General features: G+C 44.1%; 12 protein-coding genes. All 12 read left to right on the top strand.

The window, feature by feature from the left end:
- The first annotated feature begins 1 nt into the window (after position 1).
- Genes CWB98_RS18710 through CWB98_RS18655 form a run of 12 tightly spaced genes read left to right on the top strand, consistent with a single transcriptional unit; the run spans position 2 to position 11011 of the window.
- Complete coding sequence (locus tag CWB98_RS18710; protein ID WP_138546229.1) at positions 2–805, top strand: transketolase; 804 nt, start codon at positions 2–4, stop codon at positions 803–805.
- Positions 802–1722: a transketolase family protein gene (locus CWB98_RS18705; RefSeq protein WP_138546228.1), complete on the top strand. Its 921-nt coding sequence runs from the start codon at positions 802–804 to the stop codon at positions 1720–1722. The genes CWB98_RS18710 and CWB98_RS18705 overlap by 4 nt, the downstream gene beginning before the upstream one ends.
- Positions 1719–2327 (top strand): HAD family hydrolase, encoded by a 609-nt coding sequence (locus tag CWB98_RS18700; RefSeq protein WP_138546227.1) that lies wholly within the window; start codon positions 1719–1721, stop codon positions 2325–2327. Before CWB98_RS18705 ends, CWB98_RS18700 begins: the two co-directional genes overlap by 4 nt.
- On the top strand, positions 2309–3313 hold the full coding sequence (locus CWB98_RS18695; protein ID WP_249364721.1) for a phosphotransferase: 1005 nt from the start codon (positions 2309–2311) through the stop codon (positions 3311–3313). Before CWB98_RS18700 ends, CWB98_RS18695 begins: the two co-directional genes overlap by 19 nt.
- Position 3314: 1 nt before the next feature.
- On the top strand, positions 3315–4352 hold the full coding sequence (locus tag CWB98_RS18690; RefSeq protein WP_138546226.1) for a zinc-binding dehydrogenase: 1038 nt from the start codon (positions 3315–3317) through the stop codon (positions 4350–4352).
- Entirely contained in the window at positions 4349–5608 is a 1260-nt protein-coding gene (locus CWB98_RS18685) for a hypothetical protein (RefSeq protein ID WP_138546225.1), read from the top strand. Before CWB98_RS18690 ends, CWB98_RS18685 begins: the two co-directional genes overlap by 4 nt.
- 7 nt (positions 5609–5615) lie before the next feature.
- Positions 5616–6623: an acyltransferase gene (locus CWB98_RS18680; RefSeq protein ID WP_138546224.1), complete on the top strand. Its 1008-nt coding sequence runs from the start codon at positions 5616–5618 to the stop codon at positions 6621–6623.
- Positions 6613–7713, top strand: a complete 1101-nt coding sequence (locus tag CWB98_RS18675; protein ID WP_171045700.1) for a DegT/DnrJ/EryC1/StrS family aminotransferase — start codon at positions 6613–6615, stop codon at positions 7711–7713. The genes CWB98_RS18680 and CWB98_RS18675 overlap by 11 nt, the downstream gene beginning before the upstream one ends.
- Positions 7710–8165, top strand: a complete 456-nt coding sequence (locus CWB98_RS18670; protein ID WP_138546222.1) for a WbuC family cupin fold metalloprotein — start codon at positions 7710–7712, stop codon at positions 8163–8165. The genes CWB98_RS18675 and CWB98_RS18670 overlap by 4 nt, the downstream gene beginning before the upstream one ends.
- 12 nt (positions 8166–8177) lie before the next feature.
- Entirely contained in the window at positions 8178–8834 is a 657-nt protein-coding gene (locus tag CWB98_RS18665) for a class I SAM-dependent methyltransferase (protein WP_138546221.1), read from the top strand.
- A gap of 10 nt (positions 8835–8844) precedes the next feature.
- Positions 8845–10287, top strand: a complete 1443-nt coding sequence (locus CWB98_RS18660; RefSeq protein ID WP_138546220.1) for a PfkB family carbohydrate kinase — start codon at positions 8845–8847, stop codon at positions 10285–10287.
- 1 nt (position 10288) lies between these two features.
- Positions 10289–11011: a nucleotidyltransferase family protein gene (locus tag CWB98_RS18655; RefSeq protein WP_138546219.1), complete on the top strand. Its 723-nt coding sequence runs from the start codon at positions 10289–10291 to the stop codon at positions 11009–11011.
- Positions 11012–11037 lie beyond the last annotated feature (26 nt).

Below are 11037 nucleotides of genomic sequence, written 5' to 3'. Positions count from 1 at the left end.
TATGACTTTGAACTCCATCGCAGCGCAGATCCGTTACACTTTGTGTGACGTCTCCAGCCAGACTAAAACACCACACCTGGGCAGTTGTTTGTCCTGTGTTGATATTCTGACCGTGTTGTATTGGCGCACGATGCATATCACGCCCAACAACCCGGCTAATCCTGAGCGTGATTACTTTTTGTTAGGTAAAGGACATGCCGCCAGCGCGCTGTACACAACGCTTGCCTACCGTGATTACTTTTCTCCAACGGCACTGTACGAGCATGGTCAGACTGGCAGCCAGTTTGAAGAGCACCCGGGAATACACGCCCCGGCAGGCGTAGAGACGGTTTCAGGGTCTCTGGGCCACGCTTTATCGTTAGCAACCGGCATGGCACTGAGCAAACAGTTACAAGGCGCTAAGAACCGCTTTTACGTGCTCATGGGCGATGGAGAGATCAATGAAGGAACAGTCTGGGAAGCGGCGATGTTTGCAGCCGGTAAGCGCTTAAGTAACCTGGTTGCCATTGTCGACTTTAACAAATTACAAGGCACAGGTGAAAGTACCGAGATTATGCATCTGGAGCCGCTTGAAGAGAAATGGCGTGCCTTCGGCTGGCATACAATGCGCGTCGATGGTCATGATCTTGGTGCGCTGGAACAGGCTTTGGAAGCCGCAAAATCCATCCAACAACCTGTGTGTATTGTGGCCGATACGGTTAAAGGCAAAGGCGTGTCATTTATGGAAAACGACAACAACTGGCACTACCGCATTCCGACTGAAGAAGAAGTTGCTCAGGCAAAACAGGAGCTGGGAGTATCATGAGAAACGCATTTGCACGAGTCCTGACTGAGCTTGCTAAAGACGACGAATCACTGTTGCTCTTTTACGCAGATATAGGTAATCGGTTGTTTAACCCCTTAAAGGAGTTTGCCGAAGAACGTGCTATCAACGCGGGAATTGCGGAGGCAAACATGGCCTCTATGGCCGCTGGTAGTGCCATGATGGGCCATAAACCCTTTATTTATACCATCACCCCGTTTACCACGTCACGTAACTTTGAGCAGATCAAAATTGATATCGCGTATCAGAATCAGCCTGTGATCATCGTCGGCACCGGCTCTGGCTTATCTTACGCTAACCTGGGCCCGACTCATCACTCATTCGAAGATATTGCGCTGATGCGCGCACTGCCAAATATGCACGTGATCTGCCCGGCTGACGCATACGAGCTTGAGCAACTGATGCCACAGCTAATTGAGCTTAACGCTCCTTGCTACTTCAGAATTGGTAAGAAAAACGAGCCGGCAGTCCACGAAGGAAACCCTGCCCTTACCTTTGGCAAGGTGCATGTGATGCGACCGGGTGAGCGCATTGCCGTACTGAGCACTGGTACCATTATGCCTCTTGCACAAGCATTAGTAAGCGAACTGACGGAGCGCGGATTATCGCCAGAACTGGTGAGTTTCCACACCGTAAAACCGCTCGACCAAGTGTATTTAAACGATGCGATAACCCGTTTTGACCATGTGATCACACTCGAAGAGCACAATGTCAGCGGAGGCTTTGGTAGCGCCGTGCTGGAGTATGTTAGTGAGCAGGCAAACGGGCCACGGGTGCACCGTTTCGGGATCCCGGATCGCTTTATCGACCAGGTGCATTCCACCGCAGATGCGAGAGCCAAAGCAGGTCTGACTGTGCTTGATATTATGAGTACCTTATCAGAGCGAGGTGTGGTGTGATCATAGGCATAGATTTTGATAACACCATTGCCGACTACACCGGCGTGTTTTATCGCGTCGGTTGTGCACTTGGCTGGCTACCAGAGTCGGTCGGTCAAAGCAAAAATGAAGTTAAACAATATTTTATTGACCAGGACAACGAAGCCAGATGGACCGAGCTACAGGGTATCGTCTACGGGAAAGAAATCACCCAGGCACGCCCCTATCCAGGTGTACTAGCAGCAATGCAACGCCTTTATGCACAAGGACATAGACTGACTATCGTGTCGCATAAAACTAAGTACCCGATTATTGGGGAGCGTGTTGACTTTCATAACGCAGCCACACAGTGGCTCCTCAGCCACGGTTTTATCGGATCAGCCGATGCGCCTGTTGACCCTGATTTGGTCTTTTTTAACGAGACCAAAGTACAGAAGGTTGCGCGTATCTCACAGCTCAAGTGTGACGTGTTTATTGATGATCTGCCAGATATTCTGACGCACAGTGATTTTCCTGCACAGTGTCATGGGGTATTGTTCGCACCCAACGCACTTCAGGGGTTCAGCGGCCCGCAAATCAACCATTGGCAAGCATTGGATGCCTGGCTATGTTCTCTGCTGAACTAACAGACTTTATCTCTTCTACTCTGGGACAAACCCAGTGGCGCAGTTCCAGCTTGCCGCAGGGCGCAAATAATCAGGGGCATAAGCTCTTTTCAGATAATAAAGCCTATTTTCTGAAATGCTTTGCGCCAGGCGCACGGGCATTCGACAAGCTTTACAATGAATTTCAGTTTAGTCAACAGCTACACAAGGCCGGTATCTCAAATATAGCCAGGCCTATTGGTTATTGTTCTAACACCCTGTCTGCCATATACGAGTTTATCGACGGCCATACCTTTGAAACAGTGACAGCACAGGATGTCACTGCAGCATACAATTTCATTGCAGCCATCAACAGTCATCAGGTTGAGCGCACGGCGTTCAATGCGGCTGCGGATAGCCCGGCCAAACTGGAAGACTTTATTCAATTAGTCACACTGCGTCTTTCACGATTCGAATCTCTGCGTGACAACGTTGAACTCAATACTCTGCTGACGGCAATAGAACTGCGCACCAGAGTTATCAGCACAGCACCCGGTATAGACTGGCAACAGCCCTGTCCAAAGGACATGGTCTCTCCCTCTGACTTTGGCTTTCATAACGCACTGAAATATCGCGATGAAGTGTATTTTATTGATTTCGAATATGCTGGAAATGACAGTGCCTGGAAGCTGCTATGCGACTTTTTTGCCCAGCCTGCCCTGCCCGTGCCACTGTCTTACTTACCACAGTTTTTGCGCTCACCACTCTTTGCAGCACAAGCATCCGCAGGAAACACTCTAAAGTGCGTCTATGAGCTCACGCTGCTCAAGTGGTGTTTAATCATGCTCAACGAGTTTTTACCTGATGTTCAGGCCAGAAGACTATTTTCCTGGAACATTTCTTGCTTAAAAGAAAGAGATGCAAAATTACAACACATGCAGGCGCGGCAACTTGACAAGAGCCAACGCTACTTTGCTCAAATTAACGATAAAATGCATGCGTTACAAACCCAATTAAGAGACAACTAGAATGAAAGCAGCAGTACTATTTGAAACAGGTCAGCCTCTTAAGATAGTTGACAACATTCAACTGCCGGCGCTAATCACAGGCCAGGTCCAAGTTAAAGTCCTGTACAGCGGCTTGTGTCACTCTCAGCTGATGGAGGTCAGTGGTGGTCGAGGTGAGGACAAATACCTCCCCCACCTGCTAGGGCATGAAGGCGTTGGTATTGTCGAAGCGATTGGTGAAGGCGTTACTAAAGTAAAGGTAGGCGACAAAGTCGTGATCGGCTGGATTAAAGGTGAAGGCCAGGATGCCCCCGGTGGCAAATACCCCCATGAGGACTATTTGATCAACTCAGGCAGCGCTACTACACTGTGCGAGCAAACCATAGTCGCTGAAAACCGGGTTGTAAAGCTACCTCAGGGTTTTCCGGATAAGCTTGCGGTATTGCTCGGTTGTGCTTTGCCGACTGGGCTGGGTCTGGTATTCAATGAGTTAAAGCCAGAAAAAGAAAAAAACATCGCTATTTTTGGCCTTGGAGGCATCGGTATGAGCGCACTACTGGCTGCCAAGTTAAGTTCACCTGCTAAATTAATCGCCGTAGATGTAAGCGACGAAAAGCTTGCACTTGCTAAGGAGTTAGGTGCCACTCACACCATAAATGCAACCTCAGAAGATCCCGTCAAAGCTATCTATCAAATTACCAACAATATAGGTGTAGATTATAGCCTTGAAGCAGGCGGCACAACCGGCACCATCGAACAAGCATTTGCATCAGTAAAAGATGGTGGTGGTCAATGTGTTTTTGCTTCACATCCAAGAGATGATCTCAAAATATCACTAGAACCTCACGCATTTCATCGAGGTAAATCAATTCGTGGTAGTTGGGGTGGTGGAAGTAAGCCTGATTCAGACATTCCTAAATTTGTTAAGCTTTATCAGGAAGGCAAGTTAAACCTAGAAGCCCTTTTATCTAAAATTTATAAGTTAGATGAAATTAACTCCGCTTTAAAGGATTTGGAGGAGAAAAGAATAGTGCGTGCAATCATAGAGGTTACCGAGTGAAAACTGTTCTATATGGTGTTTGTGCAAATACAGAAGCGTATTTAAACTCTCCTTATCATTCAGGTCAAACAATCCTCGCCTCTACTGGAGGGGGAGAGGTGTTAGATGGAGTAGTTAGCATTGATATTAATCAACTTTCAAAAGTACCAAAACAAGAGATATCTAGTGTCGTTATATGCTCTGAATGCCTTAGCGAGATTATTCCATCCCTGATCCGCATTGGCTTTAAGATCAGTGATTTGTATTTTTATAATCATGCAAAAAACCGCCTTATACGGTGCATCGACATGCAAATACCTGAAACAAAGGTTTCAAATACGCTGTTTGCTTTTTACGACTTATCGCAAAACTTAGCATGCTATGATGTTTTGTATTTTTGTGCACTTGCTAATTTAGAAAGAATAAAGCGAAACCTTCAGCATATTCAGTTCATCATAGTTCCAAATAAATCGTTATCCTGCGAAGACCTTGGATTCAATGTATTTCATGAAGGGGATGACTTAATATGGAGAATTGAGAAAATATTGCAGGGTGTCATGACCTGCGTTATCAATAATATAGGTTGTACAATTCTTCCTTATAAAGAAAGCGCACAGTATTATTCTGATGCACCTAATACGTATCCAGATAATTTTATACCTGGCAACTCTCGTAACAGAGTGAGCTCTAAGGTCCTTAATACTCTTTGTGAATCCCACGACTTAACATACTTAAAAGCACCTAAACCTGCCCATGAAATTGTTTACTCATTTTTAAAGCAGAAAGCAAATAACAAAAAAATTGTTACTCTAACACTTAGAGAGTGCTCTAGTCATTCAAAGAGAAATAGTAATGTCGTTGAATGGATGAAATTTGCAACATACCTTCAGGAAAATGGTTATTTCCCCGTTATCATAAGAGACAGCTACAAAGCTCATCTAGAGTATGGTTGCGATTTTGATCAATTTACATGCATGCCTTTGGCTTCAATGGACTTTAAAATAAGGTTAGCACTTTACGAGCAAGCATTTGTAAATATGTCTATTTCTAATGGCCCCACTGTTGCTTACAACTTTATTACTAACTGCCCTGCAATTACATTTATGAAAGTAGATGATAATATTCCTGCAATCGCAACTTCAACTTTTGAAAAAGCTGAAGTAGAACTGGGTAAAGACTTGAAGTTTAGGGCTAGTAATTTACAAAAGTTGATATGGAAAGAAGATACTTTTGAAAATATAAAAGCTTCATTCTCAGACTTAGTACCACACATTTAGGAGAGCAATGATGAAAAAAAACTCAATCACTTCTTCAAGCATTAGTAAAACGGCGAATCTAAAAGCAGAAATAATCAACATAAGCGATGAAGCGACAATAGGCGAAAACGTTAAAATTTCCGCCAAGGAAATCTACATTTCTAGAGGTTGCAAAGTCGAAGAAGGTACCAATATAAGTGCTACAGGGACCATTTTCCTGGGCGATTTCACTCTTATTGGAGCTAACAGTATAATTCAAGTCAACAACTTAACATTGATGGATTATTCTAAACTGCAACGTAATATGTTTATGAATGGCGGCAATGACTGTTTTATCGGTTACAACTCCTGGATTGGTAGTAACTGCATATTAAATGTTGCCGAATCTCTTTATATTGGCAATGGTGTTGGCATCGGAACATACTCAAGTGTCTGGACACATGGCCACCACGGTGAACTATTAGAGGGTTGTAAAATTCACAAAGTGTCACCTGTCAGAATAGAAAACGATGTTTGGATCCTTGGCTGCTACAATGTCATCTCACCAGGTGTCGTAGTTGGTGAAAAAGCCTTGGTGATGACAGGCTCAATTGTTACCAAAGACGTGCCGCCTATGACTGCTGTTGGAGGAAATCCAGCCAAGTCAATCCCCTCTTTAGCCCCATATGAGGAAGTTACAGTCGAAGACAAGTTAGTCAAAATGACAAGCTTTATTCAGGAATTCTGCGAACTGTTCACTTCATCTAAAAAGCTGAGCGGAGAAAAATCATCATGGTTGATAGAAAGTGAATATGGCTCTCACACGATTGTCATTGTTGACTCTACTGAAGAATTAGAGAGTCTTGAGTATTCAATCGCGATAGTAAAAAAAGGGTTGCGTGAAGAAAAAGAATATAAGGGCTCTGTTTTTGATTTATCATCAAAATACTATTATAAAACTTCTTCCAAAATTGAAATCAAATTCATTCAGTTTTTATTGTATGAAAAAGCGAGATTTATGCCAATAAATGGACATACCCGTAAATATGAAAGATAGAATAAGATTCCTCGACCTGTCTCTTGAAAAAGATGAAATGGTCAGCACACTTCAAGCAATTGAAAAGGCGCTTGCTCATGGACAACTTATTATGGGCCCCGAACATGACAAGTTGGAGGAGTTGATTTCAACATACTGTAAAAGAAAATATTGTGTTGCGGTGGGCTCTGGAACAGATGCTTTATACCTATCCTTTAAAGCCCTAGGCATTAAACATGGTGACGAGGTTATTACAACTCCTCTTTCATGGGTCGCCTCTACACACTCGTTTGTGATGCATGGTGCAACGCCCATTTTCGCAGACATAGATGAAACTCTGAATATAGACCCAGAAAGTGTCGAGCATTTGATTTCTGATAAGACCGTCGCAATTTTAGCAGTCGACTACGCAGGACACCCAGCTGATTACAAAAGACTTAAAGAAATAGCTAACAAATACAATATAGCATTGATTGAAGACGGCTCGCAGGCATTTGGAGCAAGTATAGATAAACAACCCGTTGGGAGCTTTGGTCTAATTAGCTGCATTAGTATGAATCCAATGAAACCACTCGGAGCTATTGGTGAAGCAGGGGTGATTCTTACTGATGACACAAAGCTGTATGAAAAACTAATAGCCGCTAGATATAGTGGAATGGTTGACAAGCAAACATGTTATGAGCCAAGCATAAACTGTCGTATGGATACTATCCACGCAGCCGTATTACTTGAAAGGCTCCCAAAGTACAATCGTGTTATGACAAAACGACAGCAGATTGCTCAAAAATACAAAGAGCATCTTGCTGAGTACGTTGAATTCCCAGTAACTAGTCAAGACGTAAGTCATGCATATTATTTATTTCTATTTTTTACAGATAAAAGAGATGAACTCTTCGAGTTTTTGAACAAGAACAATATCGAAGCTAGAATAAGAGATAATATATTAATTCCATCTCAACCATGCTACAAACCAATGAATAAAAACACATTTGAAAAGGCCACTAAAGCAGCTGACACCTTATTAGCTATCCCAGCCCATGAAAAAATGAACGATAACGAAGTTATGTATGTTATCAAAAAAATAAAAGAGTTTTTTAAGGGTGAAATATGAGCAATGCAATTTACATTGATGGTCCCATAAAGGTAATTAGCAGGAATCATATTAATGATCTGAAAAAAAAAGCTATCGAGTCTAATAACGGGCGATATAGGTACTGCCTTCACAATAGCATTAATGACAATGTTCAAAATATGATTATTGCGATTACCTCAGATACTCAGCTTTTACCGCAACGTAGAATAGGATCAGACAAGTGCTTTTCCATCTTGGAAGGAGAGCTTAGAATTGCTATTTTTAGTGAAGAGGGACAAGTATTAAAGGTTGTTAACCTTACTACAGAGGACAATCAAAGTCTTTGGATTTCAGATAAGTATTATACTCTCACTCTCCCTATTTCAGCAGTGGCAGTCTATCAAGAGGTCATAACTGGCCGCTTTAACAATCACAATGACCACCCTTCATGGGATGTTGATGATCACCTTTTGCAATCCCTCACTTCATAATTAGGAATTAAGATGACTAAAGAAAAAGAGCTCTGGATGAGAACAACTTATATTGACCCAAATGAAGAAGGGTTTGAACTCGGTCCATATTTTACTGATTTTGTTAAGCATGACATGAAGCATTGTGTATTTACACTCTCTCGATATAAATTTGCCATGAAAATGCTCCCCAAAAATGCCTCTGTGCTAGAACTAGGCTGCTCTGATGGTATTGGAACAATGATGTTAAAAGAGTCGGCAAAGGAAGTAGTTGGAGTTGATTTTGATGAGCGAACCATCGAATGGGCAAAAGCACATTTAAGTGATGATAAGCTGACCTTTAAATGTGCCGATATAATGGAAGAGTCTTTTGGGAAATTTGACGCTGTGATTTCGCTTGATGTAATCGAGCACATTTACCCTGAAAATGAAGAAAAGTATATGCGTGCATTACTTAATAACTTAAGTGAGAATGGCATATGTATTATTGGTACTCCTAATATTACCGCAGAAAAATATGCTACGAAAAACGAGCAGCATGTCAACTTATATAGTGGAGAAAGACTTCACGATACTTTCTCAAAGTACTTTCATAACGTATTTTCATTTGGCATGAATGACGAAGTGTTACATACAGGCTATGCCCCAATGTGTCACTACCTATTCGTTGTCGCATGTAACCCTAAATAGAGTTTGGAAAATGCGTAAAGTCTTAGTCCAAGGCAACTTTGACGTCTTGCATGCAGGACACATCAGACTTCTTAAATTCGCCAAAGAATGTGGGGACAAGTTGATTGTCGCTGTCAACGCAGACAAATCTATGGCCGTACGAAGCCGTGTCAGTGAAGAGCTTAGACTGGAAGTGGTGCGGTCCTTAGAGTGTGTTGATGAAGCGCATATAACCACGGCCACACCTGAGCAAGAGGTTGCACGGTTCAAGCCCCAAATAGTGGTTAAAGGAAAAGAGTTTGAGTCACGTTCAAATCCTGAACTCGCAGTCTTAAACAGCTACGGGGGTAAGCTTATTTTTGGCTCAGGTGAGTTTGAAAGTAATTCTGAGCACTTTTTCCGCCGCAGCAAAAAGCCGGCGCCGGGCATGGATTTTGCCGAGGCACGAGGATTTGCCAACCGTCATAACATAGCAGCTGACGACTTATATGAGTTGTTTGATGCAATGAAATCCCTGCGTGTCCTGGTCATTGGCGAAGTCATCGTCGACGAGTATGTACAAGGTACAGCCGTAGGATTATCACAGGAAGATCCGACTATCGTGATCACCCCAAACCGCAAAGACACATTCTTAGGTGGCGCAGCCATCACCGCAGGACACATAAAAGCACTGGGGGCTGAGCATGTGGTGCTGGCTTCAGTGTTGGGCGAAGATCAGACCGCTGATTATACACGTTCGCAAATCACCGACTATCAGGTCGAACCTTTGTTCTTTACCGATCAAAGTCGCCCTACCCCTTTGAAAACCCGCTACCGCGCCAGCAATAAAACCTTGCTGAGGGTTAATCAGGTACGTCAGCACAAGATATCACAGGAGCTGCAGGCGCAAATATATCAGACCATCGAAAGCCAACTTAATCAGATTGATCTGTTGGTCTTTTCTGATTTCAATTACGGCTTGCTGCCGCAACCACTGGTCGAGAAAATTGCTGCGGCCTGCCACCAGCGTGGGATCAGACTGGTTGCAGACTCTCAGACTTCTTCGCAAGTGGGAGATATTGCCCGCTACTGCAATATGGATCTGTTAACCCCAACAGAGCGAGAGGTGCGAGTATCTCTGAATAATCCGGATGACGGCTTGGTTATCCTGGCGCAGAAGCTCACAGAGGTGTCGCAGCCAAAAAACCTGGTGATTACACTCGCCGAAGAAGGGATCCTCATTCACAAGCCCAATCACACATTTGATGACTGGGAGAACGACCGCCTGCCCGCGCTGAACACCAACGCCGTCGACCCTGCTGGCGCAGGTGACTGCTTTTTAGCTGCCAGTTCACTGGCGCTGGTTGCAGGTGCAAACATTTGGCAGGCCTGCTACCTGGGTAGCCTGGCTGCCGCATGTCAGGTTGCGTCACTGGGTAATACCCCTTTGTCTTGTCAGCTCCTTGAACAAGCCGTTAAGGATTCATTTAGTTAATATGAAAGCTATTTTGCTTGCCGCAGGCCTTGGCACCCGCCTGCGACCAATCACAGATACCTTGCCAAAGTGTCTTGTTCCGCTCAACGGTCAACCCTTGCTGGGTTTATGGATAGATAAACTCGTTCAACTTGGGGTTGATGAGATCCTGGTTAATACCCATTACTTTAGTGAGCAGGTTGAAGCTTTTGTGGCAACCAGCCCGCATCGGAGTCGAATTACTCTGAGTTACGAATCTAAGTTACTGGGCACAGCGGGCACTCTGGTTCGCAATCGGACTTTTTGGCAGGGAGAGACCTGCATGGTGATACATGCTGACAACTACTGTCAAAGCTCACTAGAGGGCATGCTTGAGGCACATAATCAACGCCAGACGCACACCGATGCCACTCTACTCTTGTTCAAAACCCCGACACCACGTAGCTGCGGTATCGTAAAGTTAGATGCCAATCAAGTTATTCAGGAGTTTCACGAAAAGGTCGAGAACCCACCGGGCAACCTTGCCAGTGGTGCGCTTTTTATCTTTTCACCTGAGGTCTATGCGCGATACTTCTCACATCTGGAAACTGAGCAACCCTATGAACTCAGCCTGGATGTTGTGCCAGGTATGATTGGCAAATTGCAAGGCTGGCTGGTTGATGATCATTACATCGATATTGGCACACCAGACAGCTATGCACAGGCACAAAACATGGCTAAACGAGCAATACACAGCAACAGCTAAGCTGGCTCAAACCTTGCTTAACAATA

Origin of the sequence: Pseudoalteromonas rubra (assembly GCF_005887115.1) — a bacterium.
Lineage (GTDB): Bacteria > Pseudomonadota > Gammaproteobacteria > Enterobacterales > Alteromonadaceae > Pseudoalteromonas > Pseudoalteromonas rubra_F.
This window is presented reverse-complemented; position numbering and strand designations above follow the sequence as displayed.